The organism is Pedobacter hiemivivus, assembly GCF_004331685.1.
In the GTDB taxonomy this organism is placed as follows: domain Bacteria; phylum Bacteroidota; class Bacteroidia; order Sphingobacteriales; family Sphingobacteriaceae; genus Pedobacter; species Pedobacter hiemivivus.
The window spans coordinates 39,303-61,439 of the sequence record NZ_SJSM01000022.1 but is presented as its reverse complement, the minus strand read 5'-3'; the positions used below and the strand labels follow the sequence as shown (position 1 = coordinate 61,439).

Annotated in this window: 17 protein-coding genes; 7 read left to right on the top strand and 10 right to left on the bottom strand. The window is 41.1% G+C overall.

Annotated elements, in window-relative coordinates; genetic code table 11:
- Positions 1-184 precede the first annotated feature (184 nt).
- The 4 genes from EZ444_RS22390 to EZ444_RS22375 all read left to right on the top strand — a co-directional run bounded on the left by EZ444_RS22390 (position 185) and on the right by EZ444_RS22375 (position 3,271).
- Positions 185-1,324, top strand: coding sequence for an ROK family protein (locus EZ444_RS22390; RefSeq protein WP_205945333.1), 1,140 nt, complete (start codon positions 185-187; stop codon positions 1,322-1,324).
- A 78-nt stretch (positions 1,325-1,402) separates the two neighbouring features.
- Entirely contained in the window at positions 1,403-2,326 is a 924-nt protein-coding gene (locus EZ444_RS22385; protein ID WP_131611545.1) for a DnaJ C-terminal domain-containing protein, read from the top strand.
- A gap of 11 nt (positions 2,327-2,337) precedes the next feature.
- Positions 2,338-2,628 (top strand): chaperone modulator CbpM, encoded by a 291-nt coding sequence (locus EZ444_RS22380; protein WP_131611543.1) that lies wholly within the window; start codon positions 2,338-2,340, stop codon positions 2,626-2,628.
- 145 nt (positions 2,629-2,773) lie between these two features.
- The gene (locus EZ444_RS22375) at positions 2,774-3,271 is read left to right on the top strand and encodes a hypothetical protein (protein WP_131611541.1); all 498 of its coding nucleotides are present in this window, start codon (positions 2,774-2,776) and stop codon (positions 3,269-3,271) included.
- A 61-nt stretch (positions 3,272-3,332) separates the two neighbouring features.
- Here the strand turns inward: EZ444_RS22375 and EZ444_RS22370 are convergent, their stop codons facing one another.
- The 8 genes from EZ444_RS22370 to EZ444_RS22335 all read right to left on the bottom strand — a co-directional run bounded on the left by EZ444_RS22370 (position 3,333) and on the right by EZ444_RS22335 (position 16,942).
- Entirely contained in the window at positions 3,333-6,143 is a 2,811-nt protein-coding gene (locus EZ444_RS22370) for a M16 family metallopeptidase (protein ID WP_131611539.1), read from the bottom strand.
- A gap of 101 nt (positions 6,144-6,244) precedes the next feature.
- The gene (locus EZ444_RS22365; RefSeq protein ID WP_131611537.1) at positions 6,245-7,678 is read right to left on the bottom strand and encodes a RagB/SusD family nutrient uptake outer membrane protein; all 1,434 of its coding nucleotides are present in this window, start codon (positions 7,676-7,678) and stop codon (positions 6,245-6,247) included.
- Between the two features lie 11 nt (positions 7,679-7,689).
- The gene (locus EZ444_RS22360; protein WP_165503697.1) at positions 7,690-11,169 is read right to left on the bottom strand and encodes a SusC/RagA family TonB-linked outer membrane protein; all 3,480 of its coding nucleotides are present in this window, start codon (positions 11,167-11,169) and stop codon (positions 7,690-7,692) included.
- Between the two features lie 215 nt (positions 11,170-11,384).
- Complete coding sequence (locus tag EZ444_RS22355; protein ID WP_131611533.1) at positions 11,385-12,524, bottom strand: FecR family protein; 1,140 nt, start codon at positions 12,522-12,524, stop codon at positions 11,385-11,387.
- A gap of 69 nt (positions 12,525-12,593) precedes the next feature.
- A complete protein-coding gene (locus tag EZ444_RS22350) occupies positions 12,594-13,157 on the bottom strand; it encodes an RNA polymerase sigma-70 factor (RefSeq protein ID WP_131611531.1) in 564 nt (187 codons plus the stop codon).
- A 121-nt stretch (positions 13,158-13,278) separates the two neighbouring features.
- Positions 13,279-13,629: a c-type cytochrome gene (locus EZ444_RS22345; RefSeq protein WP_131611529.1), complete on the bottom strand. Its 351-nt coding sequence runs from the start codon at positions 13,627-13,629 to the stop codon at positions 13,279-13,281.
- Positions 13,630-13,696: 67 nt separating this feature from the next.
- On the bottom strand, positions 13,697-14,311 hold the full coding sequence (locus EZ444_RS22340; RefSeq protein ID WP_131611527.1) for a sterol desaturase family protein: 615 nt from the start codon (positions 14,309-14,311) through the stop codon (positions 13,697-13,699).
- 93 nt (positions 14,312-14,404) lie between these two features.
- On the bottom strand, positions 14,405-16,942 hold the full coding sequence (locus EZ444_RS22335; RefSeq protein ID WP_131611525.1) for a BamA/TamA family outer membrane protein: 2,538 nt from the start codon (positions 16,940-16,942) through the stop codon (positions 14,405-14,407).
- 70 nt (positions 16,943-17,012) lie between these two features.
- On the opposite strand from EZ444_RS22335, the gene EZ444_RS22330 reads away from it, so the two are divergent.
- Genes EZ444_RS22330 through EZ444_RS22320 form a run of 3 tightly spaced genes read left to right on the top strand, consistent with a single transcriptional unit; the run spans position 17,013 to position 19,625 of the window.
- Positions 17,013-17,948 carry a ring-cleaving dioxygenase gene (locus EZ444_RS22330; RefSeq protein ID WP_131611523.1) on the top strand — a complete coding sequence of 312 codons (936 nt, stop codon included), beginning with the start codon at positions 17,013-17,015 and terminating at the stop codon, positions 17,946-17,948.
- Between the two features lies 1 nt (position 17,949).
- Entirely contained in the window at positions 17,950-18,570 is a 621-nt protein-coding gene (locus tag EZ444_RS22325) for an alpha/beta hydrolase (protein ID WP_131611521.1), read from the top strand.
- 53 nt (positions 18,571-18,623) lie between these two features.
- Positions 18,624-19,625, top strand: coding sequence for a 2-hydroxyacid dehydrogenase (locus EZ444_RS22320; RefSeq protein ID WP_131611519.1), 1,002 nt, complete (start codon positions 18,624-18,626; stop codon positions 19,623-19,625).
- On the opposite strand, the gene EZ444_RS22315 is transcribed toward EZ444_RS22320, so the two are convergent.
- Both EZ444_RS22315 and EZ444_RS22310 read right to left on the bottom strand, forming a co-directional pair.
- Entirely contained in the window at positions 19,622-20,158 is a 537-nt protein-coding gene (locus EZ444_RS22315) for an NADPH-dependent FMN reductase (protein WP_131611517.1), read from the bottom strand. The two genes, EZ444_RS22320 and EZ444_RS22315, sit on opposite strands and share 4 nt — an antisense overlap.
- A 223-nt stretch (positions 20,159-20,381) precedes the next feature.
- Positions 20,382-22,130, bottom strand: coding sequence for an OmpA family protein (locus tag EZ444_RS22310; RefSeq protein WP_131611515.1), 1,749 nt, complete (start codon positions 22,128-22,130; stop codon positions 20,382-20,384).
- Between the last annotated feature and the right edge of the window lie 7 nt (positions 22,131-22,137).

The window sequence follows — 22,137 nt, the reverse complement described above, 5'->3', positions numbered from 1 at the left end:
TTATTTTTTAATATAAGTTTCCTACATTTAGCAAAGCAGAGCAATCAAACTAATGAATCTTCGTCTATTAAATAACATAACAGGACCAACGCATGATAAACAGCTGACCCATAAATACCAGCTTGTAAAACATCTTTTTAATTCAGGTCCATGTTCAGTTTCTACTTTATGTCATACTATGAACATGAGTTCACCTAGTATTTTAAAACTGATTAACAGTTTAATTGACGAAGACTGGGTCGAAAAGAAAGGCTATGGCGTGTCTATTGGTGGCAGAAAACCCGATCTGTATAGCTTAAAGGATAAAAAAATTCTGATCCTCTGTATTGATATCGCATTGTTCCACACCAAAATAGCCATAGTAGACAATAATTACAATTACATTGTCGAAGCTCAAACCATTGCCTTGCCGATCTCAAAAAGCACAGGATCCGATTTCTTCCATATTTTAAGCAGCCATATCCAGAACATTTTAAAAGATTGTGGCATCACCAGCGACCAGTTAATCGGTTGTAGCGTAGGCATGCCGGGCCTGATTGATTCCGAAAAAGGCAAAAGCTACAGTTATTTTCTTAGCGATATAGCAGACACTTCCCTAACAGCTGAATTTGAAAAAATGCTGAAACTCCCTGTTGTGATCCAAAATGATGTAAACGGATCATCCATGGCAGAATTTACACATGGGATGGCAAAAGGCAAGCAAAACGTCCTGATCCTCTTGATGGATCTGGGTGTTGGACTAGGAATTATTATGGATGGAAAATTAAGAAAAGGTGCCTGTGGTTTTTCGGGGGAACTCGGACACATCCCCTTTGTAGAGAACGGAGCCTTGTGTTATTGCGGAAAACACGGCTGCCTGGAAACCATCGCTTCAGGCAATGCTTTATCAGAAATGGCAAAAGAAGGTATTCTCTCTGGCAAAAATTCGATGCTGAACAAACTCAGCAAAGAGGAACTGCAAAGAATTGAACCCGCTGTCATCATCGAAGCAGCAAATAAAGGCGATCAATATGCCATTCAGCTGCTCTCCAATATTGGCACGCATATGGGAAAAGGAATCGCTATGCTGATCCAGCTCTTCAACCCCGAACTGATCATTTTAAGCGGAAAAATTGCCGAAGCGAAGCAATACATTACCCTGCCGATGCAACAAGCCATCAATACCTATTGCATGACCCAGATCAGGGAGCGAACAACAATTGTCTCTTCCGAGCTTGGTGAAAATTCAAGACTTTTGGGCTATGCCACAACAGGCATCGATCATTTTCTGGACACCTACATTAAGAAAATCGGAAAGTCAAAGCCAAAACCTCAGATGTCGTAATGATTATTAGCTTATTATTAGTATAAGCAATCATTTTATATTTTACTTTGTTATTAAATTGTAATAGCAAAGACATACATGGCATTCATCGATTATTATAAAATTCTTGGCGTTAACAAAACTGCCTCTCCAGAGGACATTAAAAAAGCCTATAGAAAACTCGCCAGGAAATATCATCCTGATCTAAATCCAAATGATAAAGAGGCGAATAAACTATTTCAACAGATCAATGAGGCGAATGAAGCTCTAAGTGATCCCGAAAAGCGTAAAAAATATGACGAATATGGGGAGCATTGGAAAAATGCTGACCAATTTGAGCAGGCTAAGCAATCGCGAGGAAGACAACAAGCCTATCAAGGCTCTGGAAATCCTTATGGGAGATCTTCTGCTGGCGGCTATACTGCTGAAGATTTTGGTAGTGGCGATTTCTCTGATTTTTTCGAATCCATGTTTGGTGGCGCAACTGGCAGGCAAGGCCGCAGTCAGGTAAAGTACAAAGGACATGACTATCAGGCCGAGTTAAAACTCAATTTATTGGATGCCTACAAAACCCATAAACAAACCATAACGGTAAATGATAAAACCCTACGCATCACCATCCCTGCGGGTATTGCAGATGGACAAGTCATCAAATTAAAAGGTCAGGGCGGTCCTGGTACCAATGGCGGTCCAAATGGCGATCTATACATTACGATTAACGTAACCGAGCACCCGGTTTTTAAAAGATTAAACGACGATATTTATATCAATAAAGAAATTGACCTGTATACGGCGGTCCTAGGTGGCGAGGTAATGGTCGACACCCTTGATGGTAAAGTAAAACTAAAAGTTGCAGCGGGTACCCAAAATGGCACTAAAGTAAGGCTAAAAAACAAGGGTTTCCCCCTTTACAAAAAGGAGGGCAATTTTGGCAACCTGTTTGTCAGCTACATTGTAAAAATACCTACAGCACTTACCGATAGACAAAAAGAGTTATTTGAGGAGTTACAAAACCTTGCTTAAAATCTGGAACCATGGAAAAAGAACTAATTGCCATCACCGAATACTGTATTAAATACGATATCGAGCCTTCTTTTATCAGTTCACTCGAAGAATCGGGAATCATTATACTAACCAACATTGGCGAAGAAAAGTATATCAGTACCGCTCAACTTACAGAAATAGACCGATACATCCACTTCCACTATGATCTGCTGATCAATATAGAAGGCATTGATGCCATCAGGCATTTACTCGAAAAGGTTAGCCTGATGCAACATGAAATCCACGAGTTAAAAAAACAATTACAGCTCCATCAACCCTAAATGTTTCTTTTTAAACCGATTAAAAAAAAAGAAACGCAAAATATTATAAATATTCTATATTTTAGTTTTAAATTAACCATTCTTACTCGCTAAATCTCTGAACATGTTAACTTTAAGACAGGCTTTCAAATAATCAAAACAGGCAGTGGAAATTAACGAATATATAGAAAGTGGAGCCCTGGAGGCCTATTTATTGGGTTCGGCCTCCGAAAAGGAAATCAGTGAATTGTTGATGTTAAAAGACAGACATCCACAACTACAGGATGCTTTGACGCAACTAGAAGAAGATCTGGAGCGGATTGCACAACATGGAGCGATCACTCCACCACCGGAAACCTGGAGCAAAATAGAAACTGAGATTAATGAAATTACCAGGAGGCAAAATTTTACTGGTTTAAAAATAACCAAGGCACCTTCAATTAATGGCAATGATAAAAAAGAAAATGCCGGAGAATTTGTTGAAGTGCAGGGCCCATCTAGCCACATGCGCGTTCATAAATTGTGGCGCTGGGTACTCGGGGCAATTTTTGTACTAGGGAAAATATTCCTGGCCTTTGCCATTTACTATTACCTGGAAACCAGGCAAGTGAAACAGGAAATCCAAGAGTTAAAACAAGAACTGAAAAACATTCAGAAAAAGTAAAAGAAAAAAAAGGTGTATCATTATGATACACCTTTTTTGTACGCTATCGTCAAAAAAAATACTATTCAGGCCTCATCGTTACCGTAACCACATTATTAGGCTCCAATATCTCTGTTAAAATCGCCTTCACTTCCTTCGCATCTATTTCATTCAATACCTTCTCCGCGTCCTTGTCATTATTTACACCGTTCTTGGTCGCATAAGTGTACAAAATATGGTGCCAGTAGCCATTATTTGTTGCCCGCTGTATCCGGCTTTTATTCATAAACTCACGACCTTTGGCAAGATCTGCAGCATCTACGCCTTCAACCGATAACCTTTTCAACTCCTGATGAACCACTTTAGTCAGCTCATCCATTAACTTAGGATCTGTCTCAAAAGATACAATCAGCTGCAATTTGGAAAGTGGGTCCTGCACTATAGAAGCTTCAGACATCGTCGAATAAACTCCAGAACGTTCATCCCTAAGCAATTTGTTAAAACGGATATCTATAATACCCTGCAAAAGCTGCATCGTTATTGCGCGCCTAAAAGAATATGGAGCCTCACGCGTATACTCAATAAAGGTGGTCGACTTTGGCGTTTCCATTTTCTGCTTAATTTCAATGCTCACAGGTCCTTTAGGACTCCTTTTACCTACATCACGCCATTCATCTTTACGATGTGTGGCACTAAGACCGCCAACATACTCCTCAATCATAGGTTTTACCTTAACCAGGTCAATTGCTCCAGTGAAAACGAAAACAAAATCTGCAGGATTACCAAAGGCTTGCTTATGAATGTCTTTCATCTTGCTAAAATCTACTTTATCAATATCATTGGCATCCAAAATCAAATTGCTCGACCTATAATGATGATTGCTTCTAATGTAAGTCACACTATCCTGCAAAGCAGAAAACGGATTCTTTTTACGGGAGACAAGGTTCTCTTTCGTCTTTTTCATATCCATTTTAAACGCAGCTTCATCAAAGCGCGGCTCTGTAAAATACATATAAACCAATTTCAACATCGTTTCTGCATCCGACGGCGTAGTTGAACAATCAATGCTCTCCGACAACTCCGATAAAAAAGGAGTTACATATACAATTTTACCAGCTAAAGCATTGCTCAGCTCTGTCGAACTCAAATTACCTACTCCCGAAGTCAGCATGGCCGAAGTCAGCAACCTTGCCGAGAAGTAGTCTTTATCATTCATTACAGAATGGCCACCTTTACTATAGGCCGTCATCATCAACTCATCCTTTTTATGTGGCGTTGGCAACAAGTATACTTTTGCACCGTTAGCTAAAGTCCATAAAGTAGCGCCAAAGTCAACCTTTTGCTCGCTGATGACTTTACCCGGTTTTGGGGCCGTTTTCGGCTCTAACTTAACCAGCGCTTTATCTTTATAAATTTCAACAGGCAAGGCCGACATACCAGCAAGCTTTTTAACAACCAGCTCGCGCGAAGGAATACCTGCCGCATCTTCAGTCGAAGTCACTACAGTTGCAATCACATTCTGCGCTGTAAAGAGGCCCTTCAACATCGCATTAGCCTGTGCCAGGGTAAAATTATCCAACACCTGGGTAAATAACTTATAGGACACCTCAGCACTGATCATCGGCGTATTCTCCAAAAAGTTATTCATATAACTTTCTATAAAGTTGTTGTTCGGTTTCTTATCTCTTTCCAAATACGAGCGTTCTAGTCTGCGTTTAAAATTGGCCTTCACCAAGTCCAATTCCCCTTTTGTAAAGCCATATCTTTTAAATCGTTCCGTTTCCGATAGCATCATGTCAAATGCAGGCATAATGTTGGCTACCCCCGGTTTAACATCTGCAGACACGCTAAAAACATCCTTATCCGCTACAAAAGAGCCAAAACCATACTGCAACCCTTTAATTGCAAAATCCTTTTTATGGGATAGTTCTTCCCAGCGACTGTTCATCATTGAGGTAATGATGGCATACTGGTACCCCAATGTGTAAGTACTTGGTTTTTGTCTGTCCGCCCATTTTTGCTGTGGATGTTTAACCATTAAGCTTATGGATGATGACGAGGCCTCTTTATCGCTGTATGTTCCGTAAATCAATTCCTTGTTATCAGGCAATGGATAAGCAGTTTTCGCTGTAGGGTTTACTGCTTTTGGCAATTTCGAGAACAGCTTTTTAACAGCAGCCTCCATGGCGTCCACATCAAAATCACCTACAATGGCTACTGCCTGCAAATCTGGTCTGTACCATTTGTGGTAAAAGTCCAACAGCTCCTGTTGTTTAAAGCTTTCAATGATCTTCATGTCACCAATTACATTTCTGATCGCATACTTTGAACCTTTAAAAAAGTAGGGAGAAAGGCCCTGATTGATGCGGTAATCTACCCCACCACGCATCCGCCATTCTTCCTTAATTACACCACGTTCAGAATCTACGGCTTCCTTATTGGCGGTAATAGAACCCGACCAGTCAGACAAGACCAGCAAACAAGTATCAATAATTCCTTGTCGGCTAATCGGCACCTGGTTAATCATATAGCGAGTATAATCAGTGGTCGTAGCAGCATTCAGGTTTTCTCCAAACTTCACCCCTATTTTCTCCATGTAGTTGGTCATGGATTTACCGGGAAAATGTGCCAATCCTTTAAAAGCCTGATGCTCTAAAAAGTGAGCCAGTCCATTCTGATTGTCTTCTTCCTGCATGGCCCCAACAGCATGGAAGATTTGAAAGTCAGCAAGTCCCTTAGGAAAATTATTATGACGGATGTAATACGTTAAGCCATTTGGCAACTTTCCAACCCTAAGTTTCGGGTCTGTAGGCAGTGCTGCGTCAGGTTTAATTTGAGCATAAGTGCCCAGGCCACTCATGGTGATGAGTAGCAGTGCTAAAATTGATTTCATTTTTTTAGTGTTTTTTAAATTGAATTTTTAGGTTAGAAAGCGCCTGCATCAACATCTTAGGGGAATTTAAAAGATTACACGATGACACAGGCGCTATATCATTAATTAAGTACCCAATCTGGGTTAAACTTAGCAGCATCAGGATAAATCTGACGCAAATAATCATCAGTATTTGGTTGTAAAACGTATTCCTTCCCTTCTGCAGTATGTCTGATCACCTTAGCGAACTTTGGATCTTTGTTTAACCGTTTTAAATCGGCTACCCTTGTCCCCATAAAAGCCAGTTCCCTACGTCTTTCGTCCAACACAAACCGCAATACCTTTTCCTGATCATTGTTAAAATCAGCCAACGTAAAGTCCCTGTAAGCTGCAGGTACAATCCTATTCTTTCTTAGCTTATTTACATCATCCAATGCGCCCTGCTTGTCATTTGCCCTGGCTTTACATTCGGCACGGGTAAGGTAAACCTCTGGCGTGCCCAAAGCATTGTTATAGTAATCACCACGTAAGTAAATTCTTACCTTATAGCGGGTCCAGTAATCTACAGGCGGCGGTAATGGTGGCCAGGCATTGGCATAATATAGTGTCCATCGCTGATCATTGTTATCAAATAAGGCCGACAGCTCTGGCGATGCACAAGCCACATTTCCTAAACCAAAAGGGCGCAAAAAATGGCGGGCAACAATAGCTTCAGGATGTTTTTTTCCATCTGGAATATCTGTCCAGCCTACCGGAGAACCGGGAACATTAGGAAAGGGCCCCGGAGTAACTATTTTAAAAGTATTCATATCCACCAATGTACTGTACAAGGCCAGGGTCTGATTGGCATAATCAAGCGCTTTGGCATAATCACCCATGTACAAATACACACGACTTAACAAGGCATAGCCGGCCGCTTTATTGGTTCTAAATTTGGTAATCTTGCTGTTTGCCGGCAGTGATTTAACGGCTTCTTCCAGATCCAGAATAATCTGGTCGTATACCTCTTTTACGGTATTCCGGCGGTGCTTTGCACTAATATCGGCAACCAACACCAATGGCACACCAGGATCAGTAGCTGCAGTTGCAGGATCATAATGCCTAGCATATACATTTACCAGCAGTAAATGTTCCAAAGCCCTTCCGAATAGCGCCTCTGCTCTTACACTTTTTTTATTGCTTTCAGTTCCATCAACCGCCTTCATAATGTCATTAGCTACACTATTAAAATAGAAGATACGTTTATAAGTTTCGGTCCATAAAAAGTCATTGGATCCCGGGTCAAAAACTTGCTTTTTAAAAGTATATATCCTTCTGGCGTGCAAGGGCTGTCTGCTGAAAAGCGCTCCAGGATTCTCTTCAGGAAAAAAAACATCATCAGTCAGCAAGTCATTAAAATAATCGCCATAACTAACAACGGTCATATCGTTTAGCATGTTTTCATAATCCTCTACCGTGGTAGGAATCAGTTTTCCTTTTGGCACAATGTCCAGATAATCCTTACATCCACTAAATGAGATCAGGATCAATAGGATTAATAAATATTTAGATTTCATGTTCTGTAGGGTTAAAAGTTAACACTGGCACCAAGGCTATAAACAGGCGTAACGGGCATGGTTCTTTCGGCATAAATGCTCGATTGCGCATAGGCTTCCGGATCAAGGCCTTTATCATTTCTAAACCATTTGTAAGGATCCCGCACCTGAAAAGTTAACAACGCATTTACATCCTTCCTTTTTTTGAAAAGTGCAGTTGTTAAATCATAAGTAAAGTTGATGCTTCTAATCTTAATATAATCTGCTTTTAGGGTATTGATGTTTGCGGCATACCATAAAGAAGCGAAATAAGAATTACCGGTATTGTTCAGATCGGGTGCCGGCATTACTCCAGGTATTTTTTCATCACCCGCCTTTCTCCAGAAGTTCATCACACGGCGATCTACATTCTGCGAAAGATTATTCTTCGACAAGATGGATGGCGTAGCATCACGCATCACATTTCCACCGTTGGCAATCAACTGTATGGCCACACTAAATTGCTTATACCTAAATGAATTGTTAAAACCGATGGTATAAGTAGGGCGCAAAGTACCTGCATATTCCAAGCCATTAACATCAGTCATATTTGCAACATAGCCACCTTGAGCATCATAATTCTTAACCACATTTCCGTCCTTATCATACACCATCACGGTGCCGTTGGTAGGATCTAAACCTGCCCACTTAAAGTTAAACAAGCTACTCATCGGATAACCCACCTTTTCTATTCCGCCACCATCCGTATAACCATACACCGTCTCGTGTCTGGTACTAATCTCGGTCATTCTGTTTTTGTTGAAACTCAAACTTACATTGGTATTCCAGCTAAAATTATCACTCTTAATGATTGTTGAGTTTAATCCCAATTCAATTCCACGATTGTATAGACTCCCGTAATTGACCAATGCAGTTCCAAAAGCATTGGTTGGATCGGTCTCTCTTTCGCCCAATAAATCGGTACTCTTTCTACCATACAAATCAATTGATCCAGATATGCGATCGTTAAGAATCGAGAAATCAAGCCCAATATTGGTTACTGCTGTACTTTCCCACCTTAAAGATTTATTCGGCGGATTTGTAATTAGCGTGGCCATGGCTTCGGCTTCCATATTATAAATCGTTGTGGCCTGTAAATAAGGACCAACACCTTGGGCCACATTACCATTTAAACCATAAGTAGCACGCAAACTCAGATTATTCAGCCAACGTATATTTTTCATAAACGACTCTTTGCTCAATTGCCAGCTTGCACCTACACTCCATAGAGGTTGGTGACGATATTTTGGGTCTGCGCCAAATAAGTTCGAATCATCAATACGTACACTACCAGTGATGTTGTATCTATCGTTATAAGTATGCCCTACATTGGCATATACAGATACAAATCGATCTTCATAAGCACCAAAATTATTGTTTTGAGTTTCATCGTAACTAAATTCGTCATTTACCGACTCTGTACCCGGTATTTTGGCCAGATCCACTGCATTTACAGGAACATACCTCAGGTTATTGTCATCATAACCCATCCGATGGGTATTAGTTGAGGAGCCCATTACACTTCTCTGCTCCATACCAATTAATGATGTAGTATGGTGCTTAGCTGCGATCTGACGATCAAAGTTTAGCTGAGCACGCGCAGTATAACTACGGGAATCTCCCCTACCTTCATAAATCTGTCCACCATTAGGCACGTTCAATTCTGCTACTCCATTTTCCATCTTTGTCGCATCATTGACCATGTTCTTTACCGTATATGCTGTTTTCTTGTAATAGCTTTTGCTATAATTGCCCCCTTTTTCGATCTGATATTTTAAATCCAAAGAGAGCCCCTTTATAATTTTAGCGTTAACATTTCCATTCAGTCTTACGTAGTTAGACTTCCCCAAACCATCAAATTTATCCAGCTCATTTAAGGGGTTAAAAGACTCATCATGCAAGCCCAATCCTATTAAGCGTTCAATCTCATAAGATGACTTGCGGTAATTCCAACGTAAATTCTCTCCATTTTCATCCTGCAGCATTTCATAAGGCATTGCCGATCTGTAATACCCTAAAGCATTAATCGGCGAAAATTTATTGTCACTAAAATAAGTCGTCATATTTACACCCGCAGTTAACCATTTTGAAATTCTAACGTTCTCATTTAGGTTCAAATTGATCTCATTGCTATTGCTGCCAATATTATATCCGCTATTGCGGGTATAATTCGCAGAAAGTCTAAACTCATGCACTTCATTCCCTCCCGAAACGGAGAAATTATGTTGTTGTTTGAATTGCTTCTGCATCAATAAGCCTTCTAACTGCGATCTATTGTCCAAACCTCTTAATTTGTTCAATGTTGCATTTAACTGATCATCGGATAAGCCCTCATATTTATTTAGGTATAAGGCTTCAATGGCTTTAGGCTGAGCGGTACGCTTGATGTAATCCGAGTAATCGTGGTGTGTCAGATTAAACAATTCTTGCTGCAAATCCACCGTTTCCTTCGCATTCATAAAATTGAAGTAGGATACATCAGGAAGTGGTGTAATGAAAAAGCTGTTGCTGTAACTGATCCTCGTCTTTCCCGGTGATCCTTTTTTGGTGGTAATCACGATTACCCCGTTTGCAGCGCGACTACCATATATAGAAGCTGCCGCTGCATCTTTTAGCACATAAATATCTGCTATATCATCATTAATTAAATAATTGGTACTTCCTTCGTAAGGAAATCCGTCAACCACATAAAGCGGAGTGCGATTGCCATACAAGGTAGATACCCCGCGAATGTTAATGTCGCCGTTTTTCATAAAGAGGCCTGGTACCGAACCTTCAATCCTATCCAGCAAATTGGTTTCCATTCTTCTCTTTAAAGTTTCTCTGGGCACCACGCTAAATGATCCTGTTGCGCGTTCCTTTGGCAAGGTTTGATAACCTGTGCTCACCATTACTTCTTCCAGTTTACTACTGGTAAGAATTAGCTTAATGTTGGTCAAATCACTATCCGCTCGTAGCTCTTTCGGTTCATAGCCTATAAAGGAGATCACAATAATGGCTTTTTCATCTACCCCCCTCAGCTCAAACAGGCCTTCGCCGTTGGTCATCACCACTCTATTGCTGCCTTTAATTTTTACGGACGCACCAGCCAAGGGCTGACCGCCCTCATCCAATACTCGCCCCCGGATATTGATGGCTCTAAAATAGTCCCGCAGCACATCCATCAACACCCTTTCCTTACGCTGTATCACTACTGTACGGTCAATAATCGCATACGTAAACAACTGTCCGTCCAGCAAAGCCTTAAGGGCTTGATCTAAACTTGCATTTTTAAGGTTCACATTCACGGGGGCTGCATCCCGCAGCATAGGCGTATTGTAAAAGATGTAATAACCGCTTTGTGCTTCTATGACGCGAAGGGCATCAGTAAGTGCAGCATTCTTTTGCTTAAGCGTAATCTTTTGTGCAAAACTGGAAGCCGAAACCTGGAAACAGGCCAAGGCAATGAAAAAAGCGATTAGGTTAATTCGCATAATTATCTTCCTGGTGCATTTTATCCAAGGCTCCGATTTCTTATCGTAGCACAAGGAGGTTTGAATATAAAAATTCATACTTTTGTTTGGTCTGGTTGATCAATCGATTTATTAGTTCAAGCTATAATTTGAGTAAAGCCAGATATAGATCAGGTTCCGATTCGCCGTCGGTTCCTGATTATTTTTGTTCTGCTTCACCGCTCTGTTTGTAAAGATTATGGCATAGCGATGATCCTCCTTCCTTCTATTTTAAATTGAATAGCCCCTGTTAATTGTAAAATCTGAAGTACTTCCGAAACATTACCATAACGCGAAACTTTCCCGTTAAAAATCTTATCCGTCATTTTCCCTTTATACTGTATATCTACATCGTACCACCGCGATACTTTCTTTAAAATCGTTGCAATATCCTCATCATTAAATTTGAAATAGCCGTTCTTCCAGGCTACGGCCTCTTCGGTATCAGCCGTTTTAACGGTTAAGCCTGCAGCTGAAAATTGTGATTGCTGACCAGGTTTAAGGATCAGATCTTTTCCCGATAACGAGCCTTCAGCCCCAGTAACTTGCACCGATCCTTCCAATAAGGTAGTTTTAACCTGACTGTCATCGGCATAGGCACTAACATTAAAATGTGTACCCAAAACCATTAAGTCCTGCTTGCCCGAGCGCAACTTAAATGGCCTGTGTTTATCCTTCGCTACTTCAAAATAAGCCTCCCCTTTTAATTCTACAGTACGAGTAGTTCCAGTAAATACCGCTGGATATTTTAAAGATGAAGATGCGTTGAGCCATACCTGCGTACCGTCAGGAAGTTTAATCTGATATTGTCCGCCTCTGGGTGTTTCGATGGTATTAAATCCCGCATTCCTATCTACAGCCCCATCCTGTTGTGCCAGGGTATAAATCAGCTGCCCATCTTTAGTTTTAGTAATGCTAACCCCTGCTTGTTCAGCAACCGCTCCATCAAGGGCATCGGTAAGGGATATCTTTGAACCATCAGCCAATGTTAAAAACGCTTTATTTCCTCCCGGCTTGATGTCGTTTGCGAATTGCAATTGTTTGCCGGCACCGGCTTTATCCATATAAAAATAAAGTCCAATACTTAAACAGAGGATCACAGCCGCTGCCGAAGCCACGAATGTCCAACGATAGGTCTTAACTGGTTTAGTAAGGGTGTGAAAAGGGAATGCCTCATCCAGTTCATTTAAGGCCCCAGCAAAATCATGGTGATCCTTTAAGGATGGATTTTGTACTGCCTGTTGGTTATACCAGGTTTCGAGTTCAGCCCGTTCCTGCGGACTAACCTTACCTTTTTTATATTGTGCTAAAAGTGCTTTTGCTTTATTGTTCTTCATACGGTTAAAAGAAAATTAATCCCTTTATACACGTAAGACGGACAAGTATACTACTGGTAGTACTGTAACTTAAAAAAAAGTTAACAATAAATTTATTTTCAGGCGAAGGAGCTTAATTGCTTTACTCACCTGCTTTTTCACGGTCTTATCGGAAATATTCAATTGAGCAGCAATTTGTTTATGAGATAGGTCCTGCTGCCGGCTCAGCTCAAACACTTCCCGCATTTTCGGGGGCATCAAACTGATTTCCGTTTCAATGATCGCCGTCAACTCCTTTTCCCTGATTTGATCATCTGTAACAGATTCTCCAGCTTCTAAAAAGCTTTGCAAGGTATCTGTGTATTTTAAAACAATCTTTTGATGGGCAATCACATCGAGAATGCGATTTCTGATCGCGCCATAGAGGTAGGCAGATAAGGTGGTTTTAATGATCAACTTTTCATGATTTGCCCAGATGGCAGCAAAAAGTTCCTGAACAACATCCTTTGCTTCTTCCCTATTCTGAATCATTCGATAGGCATGCAAGTACAGCACTGCCTTGTACCTGTTATAAATCTCAGCAAATACAGTTGGGTTGCCCGACTTTAACAAGCCCGACAGCTCTTGATCTGTAAGATTGCTGTATAATCCCATAATTCAAAATTCAAGGGGTCTAGGGATTCGTCATTTTGTTTAAATCGGTCGTCATCCTTTTTATGACGACCGATTTATCAAACGCCCTTTTTGTGCTGTCGTTTTCGTTATGACGATAGCCTTATTTCTTTGCAGGTGCTAAAGACAAAATATATTTTACCATCTTTTTTGCATCAGCCTGACTCACATTAGGATGGCCAGCCATAGGGATTGCACCCCAAACGCCGCTACCACCTTTAAGTACTTTTGCCGATAATTTGGTAACATTAGCTTCTGTAGGCGTATATTTTTTAGCAATATCTGCATAAGATGGTCCTACCAACTTGCCTTCTGGTTTATGACAAGCAAAGCAATCTGATTTTGAAATCAATAATTTACCTGCTTCTACGTCTTTCGGCGCTTGACTCTTCGCTAATTCACTGCTTAACAAGCCGATAGCAAGGCAGCTTGAAAAAATTAAGGTTCTTTTCATTTCTTGTGTAATAATTAGAGGTTGTGTGTTGCTGCTAAAAGTAAAATATTCCCCTAATTAAAGCAATTTATTTTTTCAGAAAATCTGAACCGAAAATTTTATCCCATAAAGCAGACGTCACCCCATACCCTCTTGTAGAGTCATCATAATGATGTAGCATATGGTGATGCTTAATTTTTTTCCATACCCCATTTTTAAAGTTAGCGTGGTGCAACATATAATGGGTAATGTCATAAAAAAGGTAGCCAAATAGGAAACCGGCAAAGAGACCGTCTAACATATCAATCGGCAATAACCACCTGAAAAGGAAATAAAATGCAGTTGCCAAAGGGATACTTGCCGAAGGTGGCAGTACTAATCTTTGTGCATCATTTGGGTAATCGTGGTGTACACCATGAAATATAAAATGAATGCGCTTGCCCCATTTAGACGAAGGGTAAAAATGGAAAACAAAGCGGTGCATGATATACTCAACAAGCGTCCAAACAATTAAGCCCAGAAAAAAATTCAGCAAAAGCGCCAATACCCCAGTGGTAGCAATTGCCGACCAAAGGAAATATCCAATAATAGGTATAAAAACTATTAGAGGTACATAATAAGGTACTTTAGACAATGCTTCGAACAAAGGGTTCTTAAACATCCTTATCGACTCCCGCGAATTGGATATAAAGTTTTTTTTCATGATTAACGAATCCTGCTATCTGATAAAATGAGGCGCTAAATTACAGCTTTTCTTTCATTCTAAAAATGGCAATTATTAATTATAAGTCATAATTTAATATCTGAACCTCAGGGACACATACGGGTACCAACCTTCGTTAGAATGGCCCATCACAAAACGAAACACGCCTAATGATGCTGGCGCAAAATAAAGGCCTCCACCATAGCCCTGATGCCATACATCCGACTTTTCGCCTTTTAACCAAACCCTACCCACATCATGAAAAGCCATCAATCCAAATTGCCCCGGCAGTATATAGTTTATAAAATCAGCAACCTTAACCCGCAGCTCCAAATTATTATAAAGGCTATGCTGTCCACCAAACCTAAATTCCCTATATCCCAACAAATTGCCTTGTCCACCTATAAACTGAGATTGGTAAAAAGCCTGCTGACCAATGGTAAGACCAGCACCAATGCGATCAGTAAGTACTACTTTTCGCCCTTTGCTTAGGTCTTTGTAAATGGAAAAAGCCGCTGTAAGTTGACCAATAGAGTTAGAAAAGTTATTTAAACCTTTATATGCAGCCATACGTGCTTCTAAATAAGTGCCGGCAGAAGGTAAAATATCGCTATTTCGGGTATTGTTAACGTAATTAACAACCAAGCCAGCATAAAGTTTATCTTTTGTTATTGTTGCACTATCTGGCGAGTTCAATTCCTGAACCTGGGTAATAAACCTTCCTTCATTGTCTTTCTTGTCGTAACTATAATATTGAAAAGAAGGACCAACACTTAATGAAGAATTAGACCATGACCACCTCAATGCCGGATCCAGCTGGTATATGCTAAACCTTGCCCGGTAATAGCGCACAAAATCTCCTGTGTTGTTAAAAGTACTTTCATTGCCCAAGCCATAAAAGTTCTGGGAATTTTCTGGAGCTAAAACATCAGCCTGCAAAACAATATCGGCCTTACCTAAGACTTTAAACAACTCAGCCTTGTAATTAAACCTAAAGCCCGAAGTCGCGAAAGAATGTAAAAAAGAAAAGGAATGTGTACTTCCATAGGGCAGCTTACGGAAGCCTGGCTGCACAATTTTATAAGAAAGACCCAACAATACCCGATCGTCGATGTTGTAACCAGCATTTAAAAGCAAGGTAGTTCGGGTATACAAATCTGTTGGGACAAAATGGGTATTCGAGGTATCATTATCTAGTTTTTTATACGCCCTGCCTGTATTTCCGCTAAACGTAACATTGTCAGCCTTACCATAAACCTGAACTTTTCTATAGGCGTTTTCTATCTGATATACCTTTTGCCCCTCTGCTCCGATGATCCTCAATTTTATCGTTGAGCTGTTGTTATTCAAGATTAAGCTGTCATTACCATCCTTCACATACAGCCTGATTTCTTTGGTCACCGCCGGATCAAATGTCCGGTTAAAAATAATATCCTTAACCCCACCATCCTTTGCAATTTTATGAATAGTAACAGTAAGCGCCTTACCAGGTGCATCTGTAATCTTAACCAATTCATTTTTATTGGTCGCCTGTACATCCACAATGCGGTTTATAAAATGATAATATTCATTCATCATTTTCGGCAATCTTGCCCTTCGTTCTTTCATCTGCGCCAGCAGCTGATCATGCCTTAATGAATATCCAGGTTCCGGCAATTTCTTTAAGGCCTTTTCCATCACCTCATCGGTTACCGCGTTACAAAAGTCATTTACAATCTTTGTCCATTCTTCCTCGGTTAACTGGGCAAACCACTTGCTATAGATCTCCCTACCCTCCCAAAAAAACCAATTGATGTTGTGCAGGTTTCTTTCATAGCCCTGAATCATCGGCAAGAGCCAGGAAGCCTGTGCATATCTTGGGATGATGCCCTCTGTCAAGTAAAAAACCTGGTCCCGATCACGGGGAATCGCCTGATATTCCGTCGTTCCATCCGCACGTTTTACCGGTTTCCAGCGCCACTGATCCTCATGCCTGTCCCAGTCCCCCAACAAAGCATCCAAAGCTTTTGCCCTTAACAACAAAGGGGCATCGTAACCATTGTCATTGTTGTCATTTAGCTTGCGCATCATTTTTAAGGAGTTATCGGTATCTCCGGCAGGCTCTCTTTCTTCGAGCAAACACAAGGTATTGGCAAATACTTTAGTATATTCTCCTAATTTTTCATCGGGTACTACCCAACCAATCATGGGATCACTGTGTGGTACATTTACAGCTTTCGCAATATCAGGCACCACCAAGGCCGAGAAAGGGTTCTGGGCCGACATATTGTCTTTCACCACTACACCGGCAAATGTTTTTCGCAATATCGGTGGTAAAAGTATCTCCGGAAACTTCTCTACACTTCTTAACACCCATTCTTTTCCCTGTTTATCCACCAATCTTAAGGAATGCGACTGGTTGCCGCCACCCCGTTGTGTTGGCGTAAGACCGCCTTTAATCACTGAAATTCGAATAATTGGCACCTTTACCGGCAGCGCATATTCTTTTCTGTAATTTTCTCCAAACAAAAAGCGGTGAAATTTACTTACTCTATCGTATTTGGGATATATGCTTACACTAACGGAGTCCTGTGCTTTGACAGCATAGCAACCTGCAAACAATAAAATGGCAGAGAGGAGAAGTTTAGTCATTTCTTAATCTATGGTAAGATTTGTAAAACATTGAAAAGGTAATTTTGTGTTGTAATTTAAATAAAGCAAAATGAAGAACGAAATTTTAGGAATACATCACATTACTGCAATAGCTGGCAATGCAAAAAAGAACTATGATTTTTACACAAAAATACTAGGATTAAGGTTGATAAAAAAGACTGTAAACTTTGATGATCCCCATACCTACCACTTCTATTATGGAGATGAAAAAGGAACACCAGGAAGCATTTTAACATTCTTCCCATGGGAAGGCATACAAGCTGGCAGAAGAGGCACAAAGCAGGTGACCGAAATCGGCTATAGCGTTCCTGCTGGAAGTTTAGACTTTTGGCAAAACCGCTTTGAGCTACACAACGTCATTTACAACAAACCTGCTGTGAAGTTTGGCGAGCGTTACCTTACTTTTTTGGATCCCGATGGATTGAAATTTGAGTTGACGGAAGCTAAGGTAAAAGATAGCCGCCCACAATGGGAAACGAAAGAAGTGAGCAAAGAAAATGCGGTTCATGGTTTTCACCACATTACCATTACCACCAATAAAATGGAGGCTACGGCTGCCGTCTTAACGCATATCTTTGGTTATAAATTAGCTGAAACAGAAGTTAACCGTTCAAGGTTTGTGACTGATACTGTTGAGCAGGCGAATATTGTCGACCTGGTTGAAGCTCCGGGTGAAGCTATCGGTCATGTTGCCGGCGGATCTGTACACCATGTGGCCTTCAGGGTAAAAGATGAAGCTACATTGATGTACTTCAGGGATAAAATAGTGGAAATGGGATTAAACATCACGGAAAAGATAGATCGTAATTACTTCTATTCTTTGTATTTCCGCGAACCAGGAGGCGTGCTTTTCGAATTGGCGACGGATAATCCAGGCTTCACCATTGATGAACCATTAGAAGAACTAGGTCAGAACTTAAAATTACCTGCCCAATACGAAAGTATCAGGGAAGAAATAGAAGATATTTTACCAAAATTAACTTAACATGTACACACATCAAAAAGATATCATGACTGCCGGCGTCCCAATAGCGGACGCCAAAAAGGCCGTTATCTTTATTCATGGAAGAGGAGCGTCTGCAGCAGACATCCTCTCCCTTAATGATCACCTACAAATAGATGATGCGGCGCTCTTCGCTCCTCAGGCTACCCACCATAGTTGGTACCCGTATAGCTTTCTCGCACCTGTTATGGAAAACCAACCGGCATTAGATTCCGCGTTAGCCCTCCTAAAAATTCTGGTAGCTGAGCTTAAAAACGCAGGTATCCCGCAGGAGAAGATCTATTTTGTCGGTTTCTCCCAAGGGGCTTGTTTAGTTTTGGAATACATCACTAGAAATGCGGGTAAATATGGAGGCGCAGTAGCTTTTACTGGCGGATTGATCGGCAAAGAGCTGAACATGCAAAATTACAAAGGCGACTTTAAAAAAACGCCGGTACTGATCACCACGGGCGACCCAGATCCCCATGTACCGGTTTCAAGAGTTGAGGTGAGCGAAGGCATTATGAAAAAGATGAATGCAAATGTGACGGTAAAAATATATCCGGGCAGACTGCATACCATTTCAAAAACAGAAATAGAGTTAGCAAAAAAGTTAGTATTTTAGGCCAGTGCCAAAGCTTAGTCCGGCATCAAAGCGCCTAAAATAACTACTCATTTATGAAAATAGCATTTTTCTCTACGAAGCCATACGACAAGACCTTTTTCAACAAGTATAATGAAACATATGGCTTCGAATTGGAGTTCTGGGAAACACACCTTGGGCCACATATCGTAAATGCAATTACTGAAGGTACCGAAGTCGTATGCGTATTTGTAAATGATAAGCTTACCGAAGAGGTTATCGACATCATGGCCGCCAAAGGTGTTAAAGTGATCGCCTTGCGCTGTGCAGGCTTCAACAATGTGCAGCTTGAAACCGCAAAAAAACATGGCATCAGGATTTGCAGGGTCCCAGCGTACTCTCCCGAAGCGGTTGCAGAACATGCGGTAGCCATGTTGCTTACCTTAAACAGAAAAACCCACAAAGCTTACAACCGTGTACGTGAGCAGAATTTCTCCTTAAATGGGCTTTTAGGCTTTAACCTTCATGGTCGTACGGTAGGGATCATAGGAACAGGAAAAATAGGTAAGGCTTTTATCAAAATCATGCTTGGCTTTGGCTGCAAAATACTAGCCTATGATATTTTTGAGGATGATAGCTTAACAGCAATAGGCGTTCAATATTTACCTTTTGACGAGGTATTGGCACATTCGGATATCCTTTCTCTCCATTGCCCGCTTACTATCGAAAACCATTACCTGATCAATGAAAGCACCATTGCCAATATGAAAAAAGGGGTAACACTGATCAACACCAGTCGCGGCGGATTAATCAAGACACACGATGTGATCCAAGCTTTAAAATCCGGACATATCGCTTATTTGGGAATTGATGTGTACGAGCAGGAAGAAAAACTGTTCTTCAAAGACCTTTCCGGATCCATCATCGAGAATGACGAAATCCAACGTTTAATGAGTTTCTCAAATGTGTTGGTAACAGGTCATCAGGCTTTTTTCACTGAAGAAGCCCTCTCGCAAATCGCATCGATTACCTTAAACAGTGTCGATCACCTTATTAGAGGTACCGTACCAGAAGATCAATCGGTATTGCTTGCTTAAGGCAATATCGTTACCAAATCCTGAAACGCTTTTACAAAAGCGTCCAGCTGCTGTTCTGTTTTCTGGTCTGTTATATTTCCAGCTGCATCAAACTTGCCTTTAATCCCCTGGATCAGCAACAGGGTACGTTCATTGTAGGTTGTTTCCAGTGTGCTCATGATCAGCTGAAGCTCCTCATGCCCCTTTACGCCGCTGGCAGAAGCAGTGATTATACCGAGCGGCTTACCCGAGAAAACAGTGGTAGCCACACACCATTCAATGGCATTTTTTAACCCACTCGGGATACTAAAGATATACTCCGGTGTACAGATCAATATCCCATCAGCCTTTAAAACAGCTTCCCTGAAATTTAAAACTTCCTGTGGCGTATTTTCAAGAGACAATTCTGGATTGAAATGAGGCAGCTCAGCTAAACGATCGAAAATGATGAAATTAAAATCATCATCAGCCAATGCTGCAATTTTCTCTACCAACCTCAAGTTTGAGGATTGCTTACTCGCACTTCCAATAATTGCAAAAATGTTCTTCTTCATTGATTATACACTCTTTTTTGTACGGTCGCCATTACGTCAGTTTTTGAACGGTCTACTAAAGCGTTCGTCATAATACAGACTAAAACGGTCGTCATTCTGAATTTTTCAGTAGTATTCATTGATTATTGTCTTCAAGAATGCTTCGCCGTTTATTTCAGCATCTCGCAATGCTAAGCTACCTTTCTCTTGAGAGATTCTGAAATAAATTCAGAATGACGAACGACTAAAGAAACAACTTAATTTCCGTTCGCCTGTTTAATTGCCGCCCTTCCGGATTATCCTTGCCGTTTAAGCTATTTGGAGCAACCGGTCTGCTTTCACCAAAACCATCTGCTTCCATACGCGATCGCTCGATTCCCTTTTCGGTTAAATATTTAACCGCAGCTGCAGCACGTTGTCTAGACAAGCGTAAGTTATAAGCGGTTGTTCCCTTACTATCGGTATGCGATGAAAGCACCAAATTCGAACTCGGATTCTGCAGCATCAAGTCGTACACCTTGTTCAATACCACAGAGGCATCCCGACGAATATTCGCCTTATCAAAATTATAGTAAATGTTCTCCACATAAATAGAATCCCTTTTCTTTACAGCCACAACTGCCAGCACAGGAGCAATTGGCGTTACCAAAACCACCTCAGCAGGTTTTTCCGGTAAAAGCGTAAAAGCATAAATGTCATCACTGCCAGCTCCATTCATACGGTTAGATGAAATAAAACCCGATGATGCTCCAGTCAAACTAGTTGCAAAATCATCCTGAGCCGAATTCATTGGATAGCCCACATTAACCGCCTTTCCATTTTGGACATTACTTAATGCGATCTTAAAGATATCCAATCCCCCCATTCCTATAAGTCCATCAGAAGAAAAATAAAGCAGATCATTGTAAACCGCGGGAGAACGTTCATTCCCAGTCGTATTCACCGCAGGGCCAAGATTAACAGCATCAGACCAGGTACCATCAGTCTTCCTGCTTGATTTATAAATGTCCGTCCCCCCCTGTCCACCTGGCATGTCCGACACAAAGTATAAGGTTTGGCCATCAGCAGCAATACATGGATCACCAACAGACCATTTCGTCATATCCGTATAGCGAAAAGCCTTAGGCGCTGTCCATTTCCCATCCTCATACCTACTGCTGTACAAGCCAATATAAATGGTGTTCAAAGTCTTGTCAAGCTTCTTTTTGTCCTTTACATTGGTCATGGTAAAATAAGCTTCCTTCCCATCCGCAGTAAAAGAAACCGCAGCCGTATGATAGTCATTTCCGACAGCCAAAGGGAAAAGACTAATTTGATCGCCTTTGCTGTAATACAAATGTTCATAAGGACTCCCAGTCCACCGGTAAATCTGTTTATCTGGCAGCCTAGTCCCATCAAACTTTAAGAAAGGTCTGCCTTTTGCAGCCTCAGCAATTAAAGCAGAGGAACGGTCGGATGTAAAAACAACACCATCCGCATATTTAACAGCGCCCCAGTCTGAGCCTCCACTATTCAACTTTGCTTCGTTTTCAATTTTAAAGGGCTTCGGGGCAGCGATCCAAGCCATAGCCGAATCACAGGCGCTTATCCAGGTTTGTATTTGAGCCGGCGTTGCTGTTCCCCCTGTATATTGCTGATACGCTGTTTTAGCCGCCGTATACATGCCCAGACTTTTTAAAGCTTCAGCCTGCCACAGCCGGCTATCCGGATTACTCCCAGCCATGCCTGACAAGCGGCCATACCATTGTTCCGCAGACTGGTAATCATTCATTCTCCGGTAACTTTCCCCAATTCGCTCCGCAGTATAAGGCTTTTCCTTCTTCTTCCAGGCCTTTAAATAAAGTTTTACGGCCTCACTGTAGTTGTAAAGTTCATACTGTTGATCGGCTGCTTTAATCACATATTGTGAATGGGCATCGAAGCTGAATATGCTCAGCAGAATCACTAACATCCATGTCAATGATTTTTTATGTTTTAATATGCTTGATTTCATGTTGACT

Bases quoted from the DNA above. Each gene is read 5' to 3' on its own strand.
- EZ444_RS22335 (WP_131611525.1), bottom strand. From the start codon at position 16,942: ATGACTAAACTTCTCCTCTCTGCCATTTTATTGTTTGCAGGTTGCTAT.
- EZ444_RS22380 (WP_131611543.1), top strand. From the start codon at position 2,338: ATGGAAAAAGAACTAATTGCCATCACCGAATACTGTATTAAATACGAT.
- EZ444_RS22360 (WP_165503697.1), bottom strand. From the start codon at position 11,169: ATGCGAATTAACCTAATCGCTTTTTTCATTGCCTTGGCCTGTTTCCAG.
- EZ444_RS22310 (WP_131611515.1), bottom strand. From the start codon at position 22,130: ATGAAATCAAGCATATTAAAACATAAAAAATCATTGACATGGATGTTA.
- EZ444_RS22365 (WP_131611537.1), bottom strand. From the start codon at position 7,678: ATGAAATCTAAATATTTATTAATCCTATTGATCCTGATCTCATTTAGT.
- EZ444_RS22325 (WP_131611521.1), top strand. From the start codon at position 17,950: ATGTACACACATCAAAAAGATATCATGACTGCCGGCGTCCCAATAGCG.
- EZ444_RS22320 (WP_131611519.1), top strand. From the start codon at position 18,624: ATGAAAATAGCATTTTTCTCTACGAAGCCATACGACAAGACCTTTTTC.
- EZ444_RS22340 (WP_131611527.1), bottom strand. From the start codon at position 14,311: ATGAAAAAAAACTTTATATCCAATTCGCGGGAGTCGATAAGGATGTTT.
- EZ444_RS22330 (WP_131611523.1), top strand. From the start codon at position 17,013: ATGAAGAACGAAATTTTAGGAATACATCACATTACTGCAATAGCTGGC.
- EZ444_RS22385 (WP_131611545.1), top strand. From the start codon at position 1,403: ATGGCATTCATCGATTATTATAAAATTCTTGGCGTTAACAAAACTGCC.
- EZ444_RS22350 (WP_131611531.1), bottom strand. From the start codon at position 13,157: ATGGGATTATACAGCAATCTTACAGATCAAGAGCTGTCGGGCTTGTTA.
- EZ444_RS22345 (WP_131611529.1), bottom strand. From the start codon at position 13,629: ATGAAAAGAACCTTAATTTTTTCAAGCTGCCTTGCTATCGGCTTGTTA.
- EZ444_RS22390 (WP_205945333.1), top strand. From the start codon at position 185: ATGAGTTCACCTAGTATTTTAAAACTGATTAACAGTTTAATTGACGAA.
- EZ444_RS22355 (WP_131611533.1), bottom strand. From the start codon at position 12,524: ATGAAGAACAATAAAGCAAAAGCACTTTTAGCACAATATAAAAAAGGT.
- EZ444_RS22315 (WP_131611517.1), bottom strand. From the start codon at position 20,158: ATGAAGAAGAACATTTTTGCAATTATTGGAAGTGCGAGTAAGCAATCC.
- EZ444_RS22370 (WP_131611539.1), bottom strand. From the start codon at position 6,143: ATGAAATCAATTTTAGCACTGCTACTCATCACCATGAGTGGCCTGGGC.